This is a genomic window from Arthrobacter sp. PsM3, from assembly GCF_030433895.1.
Lineage (GTDB): Bacteria > Actinomycetota > Actinomycetes > Actinomycetales > Micrococcaceae > Arthrobacter.
Window position 1 is genome coordinate 19,874 of the sequence record NZ_JARUXE010000029.1, and the last position, 16,790, is coordinate 36,663.

Genomic DNA, 16,790 nt, shown 5'->3' on the forward strand with positions numbered 1-16,790 from the left:
CAGGTAGACCCGTCAGAAGGGCCTGGCTCTTGGGTTTGGAATGGGCGGTCCAGTGAGTTCTTGGCGGAAGGAACTGGACCGCCCTATTTACTGCCCGCCGGCGGTGCCGGGCGGAACAACTATGGGGTCAGGCGGACTGGGCCTGCACCGGAAAGTCCGGGGGCAAAAGTGCTGATACGGGGATGCTAAAGGCGGCTGAAAGCGCATAGAGTTCTTCAACGTCAATCGGGGTGACTCCCAGCCACCGACGATTGGCGGAGGACTGGCTCACTCCCAAGGCTGTGGCGATGTCGCGCTGCGACATCTTGAGGCGGGCCGCCTCTGCTCGGACATTTGCCGCTACCCGTTCGCTGACTGATTCACTCATGTGGATGAGTATTACCCATAATTGCGTAACTTACAAGCGTGTCATCCAAGTAGCTCGCCCCGTGTCGGCGAGTAGCCGCCAGCAATTAATCGAGTGGGTGTTTTTAAAGGAAAGGCAATTCATTTTCCCGTTCGCTGTTGCTAATACCCGTTGAGTGGGTATAGTTCAGTCCATGAGCACAGCAATCAGCGAACAACATTCAGAGTCGTTGTCTGTCGCAGTTGCCCGGCGTCTACGGGGTCAACTCGCAGAACGGAACATCAAGGGTTCGGCCCTCTCCCGGATGACGGGGCTGCCCCAGCAAACAATCTCGCGGAAGCTTATCGGCGGCACGCCTTTCACCCTGGATGAGCTTCAGGCGATTTGTGACGTCACAGGCATCAGCCTGGAATACATCCTCATGGGCACACTCTCGGCCCGCGGGCCGATCCCACCACGGGACGGTGAGCGCAACCCAAAATCTGAGGCGGTCTCAAATACCCGGCCTTTGGATTAGAAGGCCGCTGCTCTATCCCCTGAGCTACTGGGGCACGTCGGCGTGCCAGCCCGGCTGCTGCCGGGGGACGCCTCAAAAAGTTTACATTGCCCTGCGGCTGTCCGCCGTCAGGAACACCTGGTCGCCTTGGCACCCGCATGCGCGGGCTGCAGCTTGGCCTCCCTCGGCGTCAGTCCAGGCCCGGGTTATCCACATGGCGCAGCTGGCCCCTCGCGGAGGGTCGTCCCTGGCGCGAAGCTGAAAGAGCCTGCTAGGGCACGACATTTCGAGACAGGACATGAGCATGAGTGACAACATCACGGTCCGTGGCTTCGTCGCCACGGAGCCCAAGAGCTCGACGACGCCCGGCGGTGTGGCGACGGCGAACTTTCGGCTGGGGTCCAACCCACGGCGCTTCGACCGCGCCACGAACGCCTGGATTGACGGGGACACCAACTGGTTCACGGTTCAGGGGTACCGGCAACTGGCCGGAAACATCGGCTGCAGTATCAAGAAGGGCCAGAAGGTCATCGTCGTGGGGCGGCTAAAGCTGAGGAGCTGGGAACATGAGGGCCGGATCTATCATTCGGCTGAAATCGACGCCGAGTCTGTCGGCCACGACCTCAAGTGGGGTTCGGCCAATTACATCCGCACGGCCGGCAACGGGCCTCAGGCTGCTGCCGGTCCGAACGGCCGGGAAGCAGACTTCCCGGAGGGAAACCGGGACGGTGGCCAGGATGACGACGAGCCCCACGAGGAGCCCGACGACAACGACGGCGACGAGCCCGCAGCCCACAATGTCTTCGTCGATGACATCAGTGGCGAGGTGGAGGAGTTCGACGAGGAGACGGGCGAGCTGAAAGGGGCGGCCGCCTGAAGGGCCGCGGATCTGCACCGCCCGGCCCCGGTGTCACGCCACGCGGGGCTGGGCCCGTGCCGCGGGCAGGTGGTCGATGAGGACGGCGTGAATGTGAGTTATCCCGGCTGAACCACTAGATTTATAGGCATGGCGGAATTTATCTACACAATGACCAAGGCCCGCAAGGCTGTTGGCGAAAAACTCATCCTCGATGACGTAAGCATGTCCTTCTTCCCGGGGGCCAAGATTGGCGTCGTCGGCCCGAATGGTGCAGGTAAGTCCACCATTCTCAAGATCATGGCCGGTCTGGACACGCCCTCCAACGGCGAGGCCCGGCTCAGCCCCGGCTACAGCGTCGGCATCCTGCTGCAGGAACCGCCGCTGAACGAGGAAAAGACCGTCCTGGGCAACGTCCAGGAAGGTGTCGGCGAGATCTACGGCAAGATCCAGCGTTTCAACGAGATCTCCGAAGAGATGGCCAACCCCGACGCTGACTACGATGCCCTCCTCGAGGAAATGGGCCAGTTGCAGGAAGCGATTGATGATGCTGATGCCTGGGACCTCGATTCCCAGCTCGAGCAGGCTATGGACGCTCTCCGTTGCCCGCCGGCCGACGCCGACGTCACCCTGCTCTCCGGTGGTGAGCGTCGCCGTGTCGCCCTCTGCAAGCTCCTGCTCCAGAAGCCGGACCTGCTGCTCCTCGACGAGCCCACCAACCACCTTGACGCCGAGAGCGTGCTGTGGCTGGAACAGCACCTTTCCAGCTACCCCGGCGCAGTGCTCGCGGTAACCCACGACCGGTACTTCCTTGACCACGTGGCCCAGTGGATCGCCGAAGTGGACCGCGGCCACCTGTACCCGTACGAGGGCAATTACTCCACATACCTCGAGAAGAAACGCGCCCGCCTGGAAGTCCAGGGCAAGAAGGACGCCAAGCAGGCCAAGCGGCTCACCGAGGAACTGGAGTGGGTCCGTTCCAACGCCAAGGGACGCCAGACGAAGTCCAAGGCCCGTCTGGCCCGGTACGAGGAGATGGCCGCCGAGGCAGACCGCACCCGCAAGCTGGACTTCGAAGAGATCCAGATCCCGCCGGGACCGCGCCTGGGTGGCCTCGTCCTGGAGGCGAAAAACCTGCAGAAGGGCTTCGAGGACCGCACCCTGATCGACGGGCTCTCCTTCACCCTGCCGCGCAACGGCATCGTTGGCGTCATCGGTCCCAATGGCGTCGGCAAAACCACTCTGTTCAAGACCATCGTCGGGCTCGAGCCCCTCGACGGCGGTGAACTCAAGGTCGGCGACTCCGTCAAAATCTCCTACGCGGACCAGAGCCGCGGCGGCATCGACCCGAACAAGACCCTGTGGGAGGTTGTCTCCGACGGCCTCGACTTCATCCAGGTCGGCCAGGTCGAAATGCCGTCCCGTGCCTATGTCGCCGCCTTTGGCTTCAAGGGCCCGGACCAGCAGAAGAAGGCTGGGGTGCTCTCCGGTGGTGAGCGCAACCGCCTGAACCTGGCCCTGACGCTCAAGCAGGGCGGAAACCTGCTGCTGCTCGATGAGCCGACTAACGACCTCGACGTCGAAACCCTCAGCAGCCTGGAAAACGCCCTGCTCGAATTCCCGGGCTGCGCCGTCGTGGTTTCGCACGACCGTTGGTTCCTCGACCGGGTCGCCACCCACATCCTCGCGTACGAAGGTGACGAGGAAAACCCCTCCAAGTGGTACTGGTTCGAAGGCAACTTCGAATCCTATGAGGAGAACAAGGTCGAGCGCCTGGGCCCGGACGCAGCCAAGCCGCACCGGGTGACCCACCGCCGCCTCACCCGCGACTAAGCCGCCGGCTGTGACCGCGAGGCGCTGAGCGGATTTGGAAAGGCCGGCTCCCTACCGGGGAGCCGGTCTTTCGCGTGCCGGGGGTCAGCCGCGTTTAGCCTTGCGCATCTGGCGCTGCAGGACCTTTGACTGGACGGCCCCCTTGACCTTGTTCTTGAGGTCCGTGGGAACCCGGATCATGCCCTCCTGCGCCACCGTGGCCACGTGCCGGCCGTCGCGGCTGAAGATCTTGCCGGTCGCGAGGCCGCGGGCACCCTGGGCGCTGGGGGACTCCTGGACGTAGAGCAACCACTCGTCCACCCGGACCGGCCGGTGCCACCACATGGCGTGGTCCAGGCTGGCCACGGACATGCCCGGGGTAATCCAGCTCATCCCGTGCTTGCGGAGGATGGATTCCAGCAGGGTGTAGTCGCTTGCATAGGCCAGGGCGGCGCGGTGCAGGTCCGGATCGTCCGGCATGGGCCCGAAAGTCTTCATCCAGACCGCGTTGCGCGGTTCCTTGGTGCCCTTGGCCGAGACGTACAGGGCCGGGTCGACGTGCCGGATGTCGAAGGGCCGCTCGTAGGCCCAGTGGCGTGCCACCGGGTGGTCGAACTTGCCCAGCAGGTCAGCCGTGCTGGGCAGCGACTCCGGCCCGGGGATGCCAGCCGGCATCTCGGACTGGTGTTCGATTCCCTCGTCCTCGTCCTGGAACGACGCGATCATGGACAGGATGGGCATGCCCTCCTGGTATGCGTGGACTCGCCGTGCCGAGAACGAGCGGCCGTCCCGGAGCCGCTGGACGCCGAAGGTGATCGGCTTGTTGGCGTCCCCCGGGCGCAGGAAATATCCGTGCATCGAGTGCACGCCGCGCCCCTCGGGAACCGTCCGGCTCCCGGCGACCAGCGACTGCGCCAGGACCTGGCCGCCGAATACCCGGTGCCGGGGCTGCTGCTGGGAGGGGCCCATGAAGATGTCTTCGTCTGTCCGGGCGCCTTCCAGCTCGCCGAGGTTCAGCAATTGGAGGAGCGAGGAGGTGGGGTCCTGTGTCGGCGGCCCCTGCAATCCGGCTTCGGCTTCAGTCATGGTTCGACTCTAGACGTCCCTTCGGCGCGGTCCCAAAGAGGCACAGCCGGTAGAGTCGATATTGTGTCTGACGTCCTAACCCAGCCCCTGCAGTTCACCGATCCGCGCGACCTTGCCGATCTGCGCACCTTCGCGACCCGCGCCCGGTCGATCGACGACGGCGCCATCCGCCTCCAGGCGTCCGGCCCGGTGCTCGCCGCCTACGTGTGCGTGCTGCGGCCGCGCTTGCTGGGGGAGTCGACCCCGACGATCCTCGGGCTCCGGACCATGGCACTGGCGCAACCGGCGGACACCGATGTCACCGTTCCGATCTCGGCAGTGCTGGACCGGCTGGCGCGAGCAGGGGAGAACGACGTCGAGCTGCCGCTGCCGCCGGTGACCGTCACCGAATCGTGGGCAGGCGTCGGCGCGCCCCGCACCGGTTGGGCAGCCGTTGGCACGCTCCGCGACTCCGCGCTGCGCCAGTCCGCCGAAGCCGGCATCAGCGAGGTCGCCGCCATCATCCCGGACAAGCCCGGAGCTTTGATCGTCAACAACGCCCGGGCCGCGGTCTGGGGCAGGGAACTGCCGGGCGCCTCCGGTCTCCCGCTGGGCGCCGCATTTGCGGCCCTCACCCTTGGCTTCCTGGCGGACGGCGAACAACAGCTTTTCCGGGCCGGCCGCTGGTTCCGGCTCAGCGGGGCCCGCGGGCACGTGCTGGCCCGCACCGGTTCAGGCCTCTAGGGCGTCGTGCCGGCCCGCACCGGCTCGGGCTCCAGGACCGTTTCGTTCTGGCCCGTGCCGGCCTTGACGGGCCTGACATACTAAGCGCATGAGCGGCTTGTCGGTGCTGGATCCCCCGGTTGAGCGACACCCTGGCTTCAACGATGCGCTGCATCCGGACCGCATCTGGATCCGCGCGCTCCGCCTCGTGGTCGGCGTTTTCGTACTCGCCGCCCTCGTCCGGAAGACGTACGATGCGACGCTCCCCGGCAATGACGTGGACGTCGCCCAGCTCTACTCGGAATTCACGGTCCAGTCGAACCTCGTCCTCGGGCTGGTGCTCGTCGCATCCGCAGCGCTGCCGCGGACGCGGCTGCCGGAGTGGTGGGACCGCCTGTTCGGGGCGCTTGCTTTGTACCTGGTGATGACGGGCCTCATTTACGTCATACTCGTGGCGCCTCCCGGGGAGCCGTGGTGGAGCCTGGACATGTACTGGCCCCAGCTCGTACACCACCGCGTGGCCCCGCTGTTCGCCGCGCTTGACTGGCTGCTCGTCACGCGGACCGTGCGCGGCACCTGGCGGCGGCCGATCGTGTGGCTCGCTTACCCCGCGGCTTTCCTCGTCTTCTCGTGGGTGCGCGGAGCCATCGACGGCTGGTACGTCTACGACTTCCTCGATCCGACGCTCGGCGGTTGGCCGGCCGCGCTGACGACGACGGCGCAGGTGCTCGTCGCGTTCCTCATCGTCGCGGTCCTCCTGCATGTGGCCGGGAATGCGCGCTCCGCGCTCGCAGTGCGGCACGGGCGCTGATCCCGGCCCCACGCCTCAAGGACGGCGGAGGACAGCCCTCAGGCTCCGGACGGGCTGTTCACCATGGAGAGGGCCGCCCGCTCCATGTAGTCCCACAGCGTTCCCTCGTGCAGCGGCGGGAGCTCCAGCGAATCCACCGCGCTGCGCATGTGATGCAGCCAGCGGTCCTTGGCCTCCGGCGTTACCCGGAAGGGCTGGTGCCGCATCCGCAGGCGGGGGTGCCCGCGCTCCTCGCCGTACGTCGTCGGGCCGCCCCAATACTGCTCGAGGAACATCAGGAACCGCCGTTTGGCGGGGCCCAGATCCTCTTCGGGATACATCGGCCGCAACAGCGGATCAGCCGCCACGCCGTCGTAGAACACGTCGATGAGCTTCACGAACGTCTGGTGGCCGCCCACTGCGTCGTAGAAGTTGTCCGTGTAGCCGGGCTTGCTGAACGGATCGTTCTGCAGCAGCTGCTGGGGCTGGCGGGGTTCGCCGGCGCTGGGGATTGTCATGGCTCTATTCTCCGGCCTTCTGCTGCGGGGTGCTGTCGGCCTCGCCCGGTGCCGATGCATCGGGCGGAACGTACGTGCCCTGGGAGCGGTTGCCCACCCGCAGGATCTCGCCGTTGCGCAGGTACCAGATGGTGCCGTCCTCCGCCCGGACCCGGGTGATCCGCAGGTTCATCGCCTCCACCGTGCCCACGACCTCGGAGGTCTCGATGACGTCGCCGATGCCGTACTGGTCCTCCATGGTGATGAAGATGCCGGCCAGGAAGTCGCGGATCAGCTGCTGGGCGCCGAAGCCGATGGCGATACCGAGGATTCCGACGCTGGTCAGGATCGGCGCCACGTCCACGTTCAGGTTCTTGAGCACATACACGCTGGTGAGGACGGCCACCAGGACGCCCACCACGCTGTTGAGCAGTGCGCCGACGGTGTTGGCCCGCTGCTCCCGGCGCTCATGGTCCAAGGCACGGAAAGCGGGGGCCACCCAGCGGAAGTGCGGCTTCTTGAAGAACGTGCTGCCCGCGGCGACGCGCTTGGTGATTCCGACGATCACGAACGACGCCACCAGCCAGACGGCAACGCCGACCCCCAGGCTGATGAGGACACCGGGCACATTGATGGCCGAAATGTCCGGAGGGGTGATGGGATCTGTCGTGGTCATGCTGAACATCGGCGGGGGTACTCCTTGTAGCTGCGGTCCTGCTGCCGGCCGTTAGCGCCGGCCTGGGCGTGCTGCGCGGCGGCCGGCTTTCGGCGGGCGCATAACGCTCTGGTCTCCTTCAACATTAGCGCCGTGGCCCGCCCCCATGCGCATCCTGGCTGTCACCCTGCCGGGTAACCGCCTCCGGCCGGCCGGACCGTTCAGCCCGCCTGGCCCCCGACCAGGACGCTCGGCTCGTGCAGCACCGGGAAGTTGACGCTCCGGGCGATGAAACAGAGCCTGTTCGCGCCGGCGTGCAGTTCCGCCATAAGTTCCTCCGCCACCGGGGCCGCCACGGTCACCCGGGGCTTGAGCGTGGCCGATTCAAACTGTCCGCTGCCGTCGCGGTTGGTCCGCATCAGGGCCTCGGCCCGGTCCTCGTATGCCGTCACCACCACGCCGTGCTTCACTGCGACGTGCAGGAAGGACAGCATGTGGCACTGGGACAGGGCCGCCAGCAGCAGCTGTTCCGGGTTGTAGCGGCTGCGGTCGCCGTGGAAGGCCGGGTCGGCGGAGCCCCGCAGGACGGGCAGCCCGGGGATCTCAATGTCGTGGTCCCGTGAATAGCCACGGTACGACTCCGTCCCCTCACCGAGGTTCCCCGTCCAGCGGACTGTCAGCGCATAGCGGTGTTCGTCGAGGCTCATGCGCCGACGTCGGCCTGGCGGGCGCGGAGCGCACGGGCCACGCCGTCGCGGTTCTCCAGCATCATCCGCCGCAGGGCCGAGCTGTCTTCCGGCAGCGAGGCCAAGAATTCGTCGGTGCGGTCCACGGTGGCCTGCGTGGTCAGCTGCGCCGGATAGAGTCCGACGACGATCTGCTGGGCCAGCGCGTGCGTGCGGTCCCGGACGATTCCCGGGACTGCGTCGAAGTATTTCTCGGCGTACGGCTCCAGCAGGGACGTGTCCAGCACCCGGGTGAAGCCGCTGACGGCCGAACCCTGCAGCGCGTTGGACAGCTCCCCCTTGACCACAATCGAGTCCCAGGCAGCGGCCTTCGCCTCCGGCGTCGGGATGGCGGCCGTGGCGAGTGCTGCCGCGTTCTGCCCGGTGGCGGTGTTGTCATGCTCCAGCTCGGCGTCGATCTTCTCCTGGCCGGCGCGGCCGCCGGCGACAAGGGAGGTGATCAGTTCCCAGCGCAGGTCCTGGTCCACGGTGAGACCGTCCAGTGTGAGGCTGCCCTCCAGCAGGCCGGACACGGCGTCGAGCTGGCCGGCGCTGCGGGCCAGCAGCGCATAGGACTTGACGAACTGCAGCTGCGCGTCGGAGCCGGCCGGGACGCCTGCGGCGAGCTCCCAGAGCCGGTCGGCGGCGGCAACCGTGGTGGCTTCCTTGTGCTCCGTGGCCACATAGAAATTCAGTGTGGTGGCCAGCTGGCGCAACTGGACCAGGATCACGGAGGAATCGGATTCCTCGGCGATGTTGGCCAGGATCAGTTCCACGTAGCCGCGGGCCGGGGTTTCGCCGTCGCGGGCCGCATCCCAGGCCGAGCCCCACACGAGGGTGCGGGGAAGGCTCTGGCTGAAGTCCTTGAGGTGGGCCGTGGCCGTGGCGAGAGACTTCGGGTCGAGGCGGACCTTGGCGTAGGCGAGGTCGTCGTCGTTGAGCAGGACCAGGTCCGGCCGGGCGAGCGCGGCCAGCGTCGGCACTTCGGTGCGTGCGCCGTCGACATCGAGCTCCTCGCGGTGCACGCGTTCCAGCTTGCCGGCACCGTTGAGGTTGTAGAAGCCGACGGCGAGCCGGTGCGGGCGGATGGTGGGCTGGGCGTCGGTGGCGGACTGCAGGATCGCGAAGGAGGAGATGGTGCCGTCCTCGCCGACGGACAGTTCGGGCACGAGCGTGTTGACGCCGGCGGTCTCCAGCCAGAGCCGCCCCCACTGGTCCAGGTCACGGCCGCTGGCTTTCTCAAGCTCGGCCATCAGGTCGCTGAGTTCGGTGTTCCGCCAGGCGTGCTTGCGGAAGTACTCGCGGACGCCGGCCATGAATTCCTCCGGACCCACCCATGCCACGAGCTGGCGGAGCACCGAGGCGCCCTTGGCGTAGGTGATGCCGTCGAAGTTCACCTCGACATCCTCCAGGTCGTTGATCTCCGCGAAGATCGGGTGGGTCGTGGGGAGCTGGTCCTGGCGGTAGGCCCAGGACTTTTCCACCGAGGCAAAGGTGGTCCAGGCGCGGTCGAATTTGGTGTTTTCCACTGCGGCCAGGTGGGACATGTACTCCGCGAAGGACTCATTGAGCCAAAGGTCGTTCCACCAGCGCATGGTCACGAGGTCCCCGAACCACATGTGAGCGAGCTCGTGCAGCACCGTAATGGCGCGGCGCTCCACCTGGGCGTCGGTGACCTTGCTGCGGAAGACGTAGCCTTCCAGGATGGTCACGGCCCCGGCATTCTCCATCGCCCCGGCGTTGAACTCCGGCACGAAGAGCTGGTCGTACTTCTCGAACGGGTAGGGGCAGCCGAACTGCGCTTCGAAGAACTCGAAGCCCTGGCGGGTCAGCTCAAAGATGTTGTCGGCGTCGAGGTACTGCATGAGGGACTTGCGGGCGAAAACGCCCAGCGGGGTGACTCTCCCGTCGGCGGAGACGACCTCGCTGCGGACGCACTGGTACGGCCCGGCGATCAGCGCCGTCACGTAGGAGGAGAGCCGCGGGGTGGGGGTGAATTCCCAGACGGAGCGGGCGCCGCCGTCGGTGCCGGGGATGGTCTCGACCGGCACGGGAGTGGGGGAGTTGGACACGACATCCCAGTGCGAGGGGGCAATGACCGTGAACGTGAAGCTGGCCTTGAGGTCGGGCTGTTCAAACACGGCGAACATCCGCCGGGAATCCGGCACCTCGAACTGGGTGTAGAGGTAGACCTCATGGTCCACCGGGTCCACGAAGCGGTGCAGGCCTTCGCCGGTGTTCATGTACGGCGCTTCGGCGACGACCAGCAGCTCGTTCTCCGCCGCGAGGTCCGGCAACTGGATGCGGACGCCGTCGGAAACCTCTGCCGGGTCAAGCTCGCGACCGTTGAGGGTCACGCCCAGCACGGCGTGGGTCACGGCATCGATGAAGGTCGAGGACCCCGGCTTGGCCGAGAACTTCACGGCGGTGGTGGTGCCGAAGACCTTGTCCCCGCGGCTCAGGTCGAGTTCGACCTCGTAGGAGTCGACGGCGATCAGTTCGGCACGCTCGCGTGCCTCGGCGCGCGTCAGGTTCATTCCAGGCAAAGTTGGGCCTCCGGGGATGCTTAGGGACGGGGAACTCGTTACTGTGAAATCATTCTTTCACTTCTGCGGCGCTTGGCAAGTTGTCCGGGTCACACCAAGATACAACGCCGAACCGCCGGGGGTAGCGTTGGGGATATGGGAAAGATTCGGGATTCTGTGGATGCCAGGGCACTGCGCTTCGCCGTCGGGTTCCCGGTGATGCTCGCGGCGGCGTTTGTGGTCTGTTCGTTGCTGATCCGCTCCGATCTGCCCGAGCCGCTCGCGGTCCGCTGGACCGGGAGTGTGGCGGTGGACTTCGCCCCGTTCGGGGCCGTCGTCGGAGTCGGGGCGGCCATGATCGTGATGATCGGCTGGGCCGTGCTGGTGCAGGCGGCGCCGCTGTCCCGTCCGGCCATCATGCGCCGGATCATGATGGGCGCCGGACTGTTCGTCAGCCTCTTCATCACCACTGTGCTCGCCGCAGTGCTGGTCGGACAACTCGGCCTGCAGGACGCGAGGCAGGCCCGGGTGGACGTTGCCGTGCTCGCCATGGGCAGCGGCGCAGCCCTCGGCCTGGGCTTCGTCATGGGTTTCGTCTTTAAGGCCGACGAGCGCTGGTCCACGGACGACGACCGGGCCATCCAGGCCGCCCTGGCCCGCGAACGTGATCCCGACCTGGCCCGGGACTCGGTGAGCCTGTGGGTGCACGCCCGCAGTTCGGTCTTCGTGATGCTCGGGATCGCCACCCTGCTTCCGGCCGCCCTCCTCACCGTCGCCGTGCCCTGGCTGGCTGCGCTGCTCGCCGCGCTGGCCCTGCTCGCCGCCGCGTGCCTGTTTGCCCGCCTCCAGGTGGACCGGAGCGGTCTCCGGGTCTTCGCCGCCGGAATCGTCCGGGTCATGGATGTCCCGGCGGCTGCCATCGAGGCCGCGACGCCGAAGGAGGTCAGGGCCGCTGACTTCGGCGGCTGGGGTTACCGGAGCAAGGGCACCTCCACGGCGCTGCTGGTCAGCAGCGGACCCGCCGTCGTCGTCGACCGCTCGGACGGGCGGACCCTGACCGTCAGTGCCGGGAGTGCCACGACGGCGGACAATGTCGCACAGGTGATCTCGCGGGTCGCGGCGCGGGCCCGCCGGACCGGCGGCGGCACTGATTTGTGAAGTCCGGCCGGCCGCTGAACAAGCCCGCCGGCCCGCGCCCTAGTAGGCTGGTAACAGCCTCCAGACCGCCCGCAGCCCACGTGATTCCACTGATCTGCCCCACTGAACGGAAACGCCGTGACCCCAACCGATCTCCCGCGCGTGCACATCGCCACCGACCACGCCGGTATGGAACTCAGCGCCCATCTCGTCCGGCACCTCGGCGCCAAGGGCTACGAGGTGGTCGACCACGGACCCAAGGTCTACGACGCGCTGGATGACTACCCCTCGTTCTGCATCAACGCCGCGCTCGCAGTGGTGGCGGACCAGGAAGCAGGCACCAGCGCCCTCGGGATCGTCCTGGGCGGCTCCGGCAACGGCGAACAGATTGCCGCCAACAAGGTCAAGGGCGTCCGGGCCGCACTGGCCTGGAACCTGTCCACCGCGAAGCTGGCGCGCGACCACAACGACGCCAATGTGGTCGCCGTCGGCGGCCGCCAGCACAGCGTCGACGAGGCCACCGAAATCATTGAAGCGTTCCTGGCCGAACCTTTCAGCAACGACGAACGCCACGTCCGCCGGATCGGCAAAATCGCCACCTACGAGCGCACCGGCGAGGTCGTCGCCTAGTGCCGGAAGGGCATTCCGTCCACCGTCTGGCCCGCCAGTTCGGGGACGTCTTCGCGGGGGAGCGGCTGGCGGTCTCGAGTCCGCAGGGGCGTTTCGCCCAGGGCGCGGCGCTGCTGGACGGCCACACCCTCACCGGCTCGGCCGCGCACGGCAAGCACCTCTTCCTGGAGTTCGAGCACGGGCTGCTATTACATGTCCACCTCGGCCTCTACGGCGCCTGGGACTTCGGCGGCGACGCCGGCTTCCGTGGAGCGTCCAGCATCGGCGCGCCCCGCAAAGTGGGGGAGCGGGAGGTCTACGACGACGGGGAAGCGGCTGGGCCGGCCCGGTACCAGGGGCCGCCCGCACCGGTCGGTGCCGTCCGCGTCCGGATCGCCAGCGCCCACGGCTGGGCCGATCTCCGCGGTGCGACCACCTGCGAGGCGGTCACGGAGGCGGAGGCGGAGGCCGTGCTGGCACGGCTCGGTCCTGACCCGCTGCGCAACCTGCCCGGGGACCGGGAGTCCTTTGTTGCCGGCCTCCTGGCCAGGCGCACGCCGCTGGCGGCCCTGCTGATGGACCAGAAGGCCATTGCCGGCGTCGGGAACGTCTACCGCGCCGAACTGCTGTTCCGGCAGCGCCTGGACCCCTGGCTGCCGGGGCAGGGGCTGTCCGGGGAGGCAGCGGGCCGGCTCTGGGACGACACCGTCGCGGTGATGTCCGACGGCGTCCGCGACGGCCGGATCATCACCACGCCCCCGCACTACTGGGGCGCACCCGGGGCCGGGGGATCCCGCGGCGGCCTGCCCGCCCCGGAGGAGTCCCACTTCGTCTACCGGCGGCAGGGACTCGACTGCCGCCACTGCGGCACGCCGGTGGCCCTGACCGAGCTCGGCGCCCGCAAGCTGTACTGGTGCCCGGCCTGCCAGTCCGGCTGACGCATGGGCTTGGAACACCTGCTGGACCCGGGAACAGCTGCGGGACCCGACGTGGGCCGGCGTACCCCCGGCGGGGCGCCATTGGCTGCGCCCGGGGGCGCCTTTGGCTGTCCTTCCGGGTCGTAGCCCCGCTATTTGCGGCGTGTCCGTGTCAAAGTAGCCCCGAAGCGCGTCCAAGACGGCCCGATCGGGCTCCCGGGAGCCGGAGCCCGGGACCCGGAGATGAAAAAAGCCCCTCCGGAGAGGGGCTACTTCGTCATATTTCGGAGGGGACGACGGGAATCGAACCCGCATCATCAGTTTGGAAGACTGAGGCTTTACCACTAAGCTACGTCCCCGGGAACATGCTGGAACTTCAGCAAAACTTCCGGACGGCTGTTGAAGCCGGATACAACTAAACCTAATTCAGGGCCCCGGTGTCAAATGTGCAAACCGGCGCGATTTGACCGTAGACTGTTCTGTGCACTTACGGGGTGTAGCTCAGCTTGGCTAGAGCGCCTGCTTTGGGAGCAGGAAGTCGCAGGTTCAAATCCTGTCACCCCGACTCTGCAAGTACTGCCAGACCCTTGGCAGTGCAGAACCCCACCCCCTAAAACCAGGAGTACTTAGACTGTGAAGAGCGCTGTCGAGAACCTCACCCCCACGCGGGTCAAGCTCAATGTTGAGGTCCCCTTTGAGGAATTGAAGCCCAGCATCGCAGAGGCATACAAGACTGTTGCTTCGCAGATCCAGGTTCCCGGTTTCCGCAAGGGCAAGGTCCCCTCCAAGCTCATTGACCAGCGCGTTGGCCGCGGCTACGTGCTGGAGACTGCCATCAACGATGGCCTCAACGGCTGGTACCAGGCAGCCGTTCAGGAAACCGGCATCCGCCCGCTGAGCCGTCCCGAGGTCGAAATCACCGAGGTGCCGGACCCGTCCGCCACCGACGGTGAACTCAAGTTCCACGCCGAGGTTGACGTCCGCCCCGAGATCGAACTGCCTGACTACGCCGGCATCAAGGTTGAGGTTGCCGCCGCTGAGTCCACCGACGCCGACGTCGACAAGGCCCTGGACGAACTCCGCGGCCGCTTCGGCACGCTGAAGTCCGTGGACCGCCCCGCCGCGGACAAGGACTTCCTGACCATCGACATCACCGCCACCATCGACGGCGCCGAGGTTGATTCCGCCACCGGCCTGTCCTACCAGGTTGGCGCCGGCACCATGCTCGAAGGCCTCGACGAAGCCGTCACGGGCCTCAGCGCCGACGAGGACGCCATCTTCGACACCACCCTCGTGGGCGGCGAGCACGCCGGCGAGTCCGCCCAGGTCAAGGTGGTCGTCAAGTCGGTCAAGGAGCGCGAGCTTCCCGAGGCTGACGATGACTTCGCCCAGCTCGCCTCCGAATTCGACACCCTGGCCGAACTGCGCGAGGACCTCGCGAAGCAGGCAGCAGAGTCCAAGGTCGTCGAGCAGGGCGTCGAAGCCCGTGACAAGGTCCTCGACAAGCTCGTCGAACTCGTAGCGGTACCCGTCCCGGACTCCGTCGTCGAAGAGCAGCTCGAGCAGCACTTCAACGCCGAGAACGCCCACGGCGAAGGCGAGCACGACACCGAGGAGCACCGCGCCGAGGTCAAGGCCAACACCGAGCGCGCCTTCCAGAACGAGATCATCCTTGACGCCATCGCGGAAAAGGAAGAAGTCAATGTCAGCCAGAACGAGCTGATCGACTACATCGTCACCACCGCCGGCCAGTACGGCATGGATCCGAACCAGTTCGCCCAGATCATCGATCAGAGCGGCCAGGTCCCGATGATGGTCTCAGAGGTGCGCCGCCGCAAGGCACTGGCTGTCGTTCTGGGCCAGGCCGAGGTCACCGACTCCGAGGGCAACAAGGTTGACCTGAGCGACTTCGTCCGCCCCGGCGGCGAAGAGGCACCGGTTGAGGCTGCCGAGACCGAGGAAACCGCTTCCGAAGAAGCAGCCACCGAGACCGCGAAGAACGATGACCCGGCAGCAGTGAAGTTCTAATACTTTCTGTTCCCGTAATTCCGCCGCACCCCCGGATCTTTGATCCGGGGGTGCGGCTTTTTAAGCCCACGATGAACCCTCCCGGGCAATCGTGCGCCGTCAGCGAACAGCCCCGCGCCTGAGCACAAAGCGGGAAGGAAAACCGTTAGTGTCCATGTAGGAAAGTTCAGTGATGTCGTCCAGTGGCGTCACCGTCGCCAGCGAGAGGTAAGTACATATGTCACAGCAAGCAGGGGCACCCCGGATGGCTACTGTCGATCCGGCAGCCCAGGATAACTACATTTACAACCGCCTGCTGAAAGAGCGCATCATCTGGCTCGGCTCCGAGGTCCGCGACGAGAACGCCAACGCGATCTGCTCGCAGCTGCTGCTGCTCTCGGCCGAGAACCCCGAGAAGGATATCTACCTCTACATCAACTCACCGGGCGGCTCCGTCACCGCCGGCATGGCCATCTATGACACCATGCAGTTCATCCCGAACGACGTCGTCACCGTCGCCACCGGCCTCGCCGCCTCGATGGGGCAGTTCCTGCTCTCCTCCGGCACCAAGGGCAAGCGCTACGCCACCCCCAACGCCCGCATCCTGATGCACCAGCCCTCCGGCGGCATCGGCGGCACGGCCTCGGACATCAAGATCCAGGCCGAGCTCATCCTGCACATGAAGAAGGTCATGGCCGAACTGACGGCCGACCAGACCGGGCAGACCGTCGAGACCATCCTCAAGGACAACGACCGCGACAAGTGGTTCACGGCCAAGGAAGCCCTCGAGTACGGCTTCTTCGACAAGATCGCGGCGCACGCCGGATCCGTGGCCGGCGGCGGCGGAACCAACGCAGACTCCACCGGCTCGGTCACCGACTCGACCGACACTGCCACCGAGAACTGACCGGCACGTAGACAGCAATGAATTCAGGAGCAATGAACATGAACTACAACTTCGGTTCGACTGCCGGTAACCTGCCGAGCAGCCGCTACGTGCTGCCGCAGTTTGAAGAGCGCACCCCCTACGGCTTCAAGCGCCAGGACCCGTACACCAAGCTGTTCGAGGACCGCATCATCTTCCTCGGTGTCCAGGTTGACGACGCCTCTGCTGACGACGTGATGGCACAGCTGCTGGTGCTCGAGTCCACCGACCCGGACCGCGACATCACGCTGTACATCAACTCCCCGGGCGGCTCGTTCACCGCCATGACCGCGATCTACGACACCATGACGTACATCCGCCCGGAGATCCAGACTGTCTGCCTCGGCCAGGCCGCCAGTGCCGCCGCCGTACTCCTCGCCGCCGGAACTCCGGGCAAGCGCCTCGCCCTGCCGAACGCCCGCGTCCTGATCCACCAGCCCTCGCTCTCCGGCGGCCAGGGCGGCCAGGCTTCCGACCTCGAAATCCAGGCCGCCGAGGTTATGCGCATGCGGTCCTGGCTCGAGGACACCCTGGCCAAGCACTCCGGCCGGACGCCGGAGCAGGTCAACAACGACATTGAGCGCGACAAGATCCTCACCGCGGCCGAGGCCATGCAGTACGGCCTGATCGACCAGGTGCTGGATTCCCGCAAGATGAAGCCCCAGGCAATCACCAAGTAGCGGATCATCGTGTAACAAGCAGTAC

The 16,790-nt window shown here is 66.4% G+C and carries 17 protein-coding genes and 2 tRNA genes; 12 read left to right on the forward strand and 7 right to left on the reverse strand.

From position 1 onward, the window contains the following. Nucleotides 1-127 precede the first annotated feature (127 nt). A complete protein-coding gene (locus QCD75_RS15490; RefSeq protein ID WP_301230144.1) occupies nt 128-367 on the reverse strand; it encodes a helix-turn-helix domain-containing protein in 240 nt (79 codons plus the stop codon). Between the two features lie 172 nt (nt 368-539). Here QCD75_RS15490 and QCD75_RS15495 point away from each other — a divergent pair, with 172 nt between their 5' ends. The 3 genes from QCD75_RS15495 to ettA all read left to right on the forward strand — a co-directional run bounded on the left by QCD75_RS15495 (nt 540) and on the right by ettA (nt 3,531). Then, on the forward strand, nt 540-863 hold the full coding sequence (locus QCD75_RS15495; RefSeq protein ID WP_301230146.1) for a helix-turn-helix domain-containing protein: 324 nt from the start codon (nt 540-542) through the stop codon (nt 861-863). A gap of 283 nt (nt 864-1,146) precedes the next feature. Continuing rightward, nucleotides 1,147-1,719 (forward strand): single-stranded DNA-binding protein, encoded by a 573-nt coding sequence (locus tag QCD75_RS15500; protein WP_301230148.1) that lies wholly within the window; start codon nt 1,147-1,149, stop codon nt 1,717-1,719. Nucleotides 1,720-1,848: 129 nt separating this feature from the next. Continuing rightward, nucleotides 1,849-3,531, forward strand: coding sequence for an energy-dependent translational throttle protein EttA (gene ettA, locus QCD75_RS15505; RefSeq protein ID WP_301230150.1), 1,683 nt, complete (start codon nt 1,849-1,851; stop codon nt 3,529-3,531). 84 nt (nt 3,532-3,615) lie between these two features. Here ettA and tesB read toward each other — a convergent pair whose 3' ends face one another. After that, on the reverse strand, nt 3,616-4,596 hold the full coding sequence (tesB, locus tag QCD75_RS15510; protein ID WP_301230152.1) for an acyl-CoA thioesterase II: 981 nt from the start codon (nt 4,594-4,596) through the stop codon (nt 3,616-3,618). Nucleotides 4,597-4,659: 63 nt separating this feature from the next. On the opposite strand from tesB, the gene QCD75_RS15515 reads away from it, so the two are divergent. Both QCD75_RS15515 and QCD75_RS15520 read left to right on the forward strand, forming a co-directional pair. Continuing rightward, nucleotides 4,660-5,319, forward strand: coding sequence for a hypothetical protein (locus QCD75_RS15515; protein WP_301230154.1), 660 nt, complete (start codon nt 4,660-4,662; stop codon nt 5,317-5,319). An 88-nt stretch (nt 5,320-5,407) separates the two neighbouring features. Beyond that, complete coding sequence (locus tag QCD75_RS15520; protein WP_301230156.1) at nt 5,408-6,109, forward strand: Pr6Pr family membrane protein; 702 nt, start codon at nt 5,408-5,410, stop codon at nt 6,107-6,109. A 38-nt stretch (nt 6,110-6,147) separates the two neighbouring features. Here QCD75_RS15520 and QCD75_RS15525 read toward each other — a convergent pair whose 3' ends face one another. The 4 genes from QCD75_RS15525 to pepN form a co-directional block, all read right to left on the reverse strand. Then, nucleotides 6,148-6,606, reverse strand: a complete 459-nt coding sequence (locus QCD75_RS15525) for a globin (protein ID WP_301230158.1) — start codon at nt 6,604-6,606, stop codon at nt 6,148-6,150. Nucleotides 6,607-6,610: 4 nt separating this feature from the next. Then, nucleotides 6,611-7,270: a mechanosensitive ion channel family protein gene (locus tag QCD75_RS15530; RefSeq protein WP_301230160.1), complete on the reverse strand. Its 660-nt coding sequence runs from the start codon at nt 7,268-7,270 to the stop codon at nt 6,611-6,613. A gap of 191 nt (nt 7,271-7,461) precedes the next feature. Next, nucleotides 7,462-7,947 carry an OsmC family protein gene (locus QCD75_RS15535; RefSeq protein WP_301230162.1) on the reverse strand — a complete coding sequence of 162 codons (486 nt, stop codon included), beginning with the start codon at nt 7,945-7,947 and terminating at the stop codon, nt 7,462-7,464. Then, nucleotides 7,944-10,502 (reverse strand): aminopeptidase N, encoded by a 2,559-nt coding sequence (gene pepN, locus QCD75_RS15540; RefSeq protein ID WP_301230164.1) that lies wholly within the window; start codon nt 10,500-10,502, stop codon nt 7,944-7,946. Before pepN ends, QCD75_RS15535 begins: the two co-directional genes overlap by 4 nt. A 144-nt stretch (nt 10,503-10,646) precedes the next feature. Here pepN and QCD75_RS15545 point away from each other — a divergent pair, with 144 nt between their 5' ends. From QCD75_RS15545 to QCD75_RS15555, 3 genes are all read left to right on the forward strand, one after another. Continuing rightward, nucleotides 10,647-11,648, forward strand: a complete 1,002-nt coding sequence (locus QCD75_RS15545; protein ID WP_301230166.1) for a hypothetical protein — start codon at nt 10,647-10,649, stop codon at nt 11,646-11,648. Between the two features lie 117 nt (nt 11,649-11,765). Then, complete coding sequence (locus QCD75_RS15550) at nt 11,766-12,257, forward strand: ribose-5-phosphate isomerase (RefSeq protein WP_301230168.1); 492 nt, start codon at nt 11,766-11,768, stop codon at nt 12,255-12,257. Then, entirely contained in the window at nt 12,257-13,174 is a 918-nt protein-coding gene (locus tag QCD75_RS15555; protein ID WP_301230170.1) for an Fpg/Nei family DNA glycosylase, read from the forward strand. Before QCD75_RS15550 ends, QCD75_RS15555 begins: the two co-directional genes overlap by 1 nt. A gap of 267 nt (nt 13,175-13,441) precedes the next feature. Here QCD75_RS15555 and QCD75_RS15560 read toward each other — a convergent pair. Beyond that, nucleotides 13,442-13,512: transfer RNA gene (locus tag QCD75_RS15560), tRNA-Gly, on the reverse strand. Nucleotides 13,513-13,643: 131 nt separating this feature from the next. On the opposite strand from QCD75_RS15560, the gene QCD75_RS15565 reads away from it, so the two are divergent. The 4 genes from QCD75_RS15565 (at nt 13,644) to QCD75_RS15580 (ending at nt 16,765) form a co-directional block, all read left to right on the forward strand. Beyond that, nucleotides 13,644-13,718 (forward strand) — tRNA-Pro (locus QCD75_RS15565). A gap of 68 nt (nt 13,719-13,786) precedes the next feature. Next, nucleotides 13,787-15,181, forward strand: coding sequence for a trigger factor (gene tig / locus QCD75_RS15570; RefSeq protein ID WP_301230172.1), 1,395 nt, complete (start codon nt 13,787-13,789; stop codon nt 15,179-15,181). A gap of 244 nt (nt 15,182-15,425) precedes the next feature. Further along, a complete protein-coding gene (locus QCD75_RS15575) occupies nt 15,426-16,067 on the forward strand; it encodes an ATP-dependent Clp protease proteolytic subunit (RefSeq protein ID WP_226761225.1) in 642 nt (213 codons plus the stop codon). A gap of 38 nt (nt 16,068-16,105) precedes the next feature. Continuing rightward, nucleotides 16,106-16,765 carry an ATP-dependent Clp protease proteolytic subunit gene (locus QCD75_RS15580; RefSeq protein WP_226761217.1) on the forward strand — a complete coding sequence of 220 codons (660 nt, stop codon included), beginning with the start codon at nt 16,106-16,108 and terminating at the stop codon, nt 16,763-16,765. Nucleotides 16,766-16,790: the final 25 nt, after the last annotated feature.

What these genes read in the sequence shown, in the direction of transcription:
- tesB (WP_301230152.1), bottom strand. Translation starts at nt 4,596, where the DNA reads ATGACTGAAGCCGAAGCCGGATTGCAGGGGCCGCCGACACAGGACCCC.
- QCD75_RS15580 (WP_226761217.1), top strand. Translation starts at nt 16,106, where the DNA reads ATGAACTACAACTTCGGTTCGACTGCCGGTAACCTGCCGAGCAGCCGC.
- QCD75_RS15520 (WP_301230156.1), top strand. Translation starts at nt 5,408, where the DNA reads ATGAGCGGCTTGTCGGTGCTGGATCCCCCGGTTGAGCGACACCCTGGC.
- QCD75_RS15575 (WP_226761225.1), top strand. Translation starts at nt 15,426, where the DNA reads ATGGCTACTGTCGATCCGGCAGCCCAGGATAACTACATTTACAACCGC.
- pepN (WP_301230164.1), bottom strand. Translation starts at nt 10,502, where the DNA reads ATGAACCTGACGCGCGCCGAGGCACGCGAGCGTGCCGAACTGATCGCC.
- QCD75_RS15490 (WP_301230144.1), bottom strand. Translation starts at nt 367, where the DNA reads ATGAGTGAATCAGTCAGCGAACGGGTAGCGGCAAATGTCCGAGCAGAG.
- QCD75_RS15535 (WP_301230162.1), bottom strand. Translation starts at nt 7,947, where the DNA reads ATGAGCCTCGACGAACACCGCTATGCGCTGACAGTCCGCTGGACGGGG.
- QCD75_RS15525 (WP_301230158.1), bottom strand. Translation starts at nt 6,606, where the DNA reads ATGACAATCCCCAGCGCCGGCGAACCCCGCCAGCCCCAGCAGCTGCTG.
- QCD75_RS15530 (WP_301230160.1), bottom strand. Translation starts at nt 7,270, where the DNA reads ATGTTCAGCATGACCACGACAGATCCCATCACCCCTCCGGACATTTCG.
- QCD75_RS15495 (WP_301230146.1), top strand. Translation starts at nt 540, where the DNA reads ATGAGCACAGCAATCAGCGAACAACATTCAGAGTCGTTGTCTGTCGCA.
- QCD75_RS15545 (WP_301230166.1), top strand. Translation starts at nt 10,647, where the DNA reads ATGGGAAAGATTCGGGATTCTGTGGATGCCAGGGCACTGCGCTTCGCC.
- ettA (WP_301230150.1), top strand. Translation starts at nt 1,849, where the DNA reads ATGGCGGAATTTATCTACACAATGACCAAGGCCCGCAAGGCTGTTGGC.
- QCD75_RS15500 (WP_301230148.1), top strand. Translation starts at nt 1,147, where the DNA reads ATGAGTGACAACATCACGGTCCGTGGCTTCGTCGCCACGGAGCCCAAG.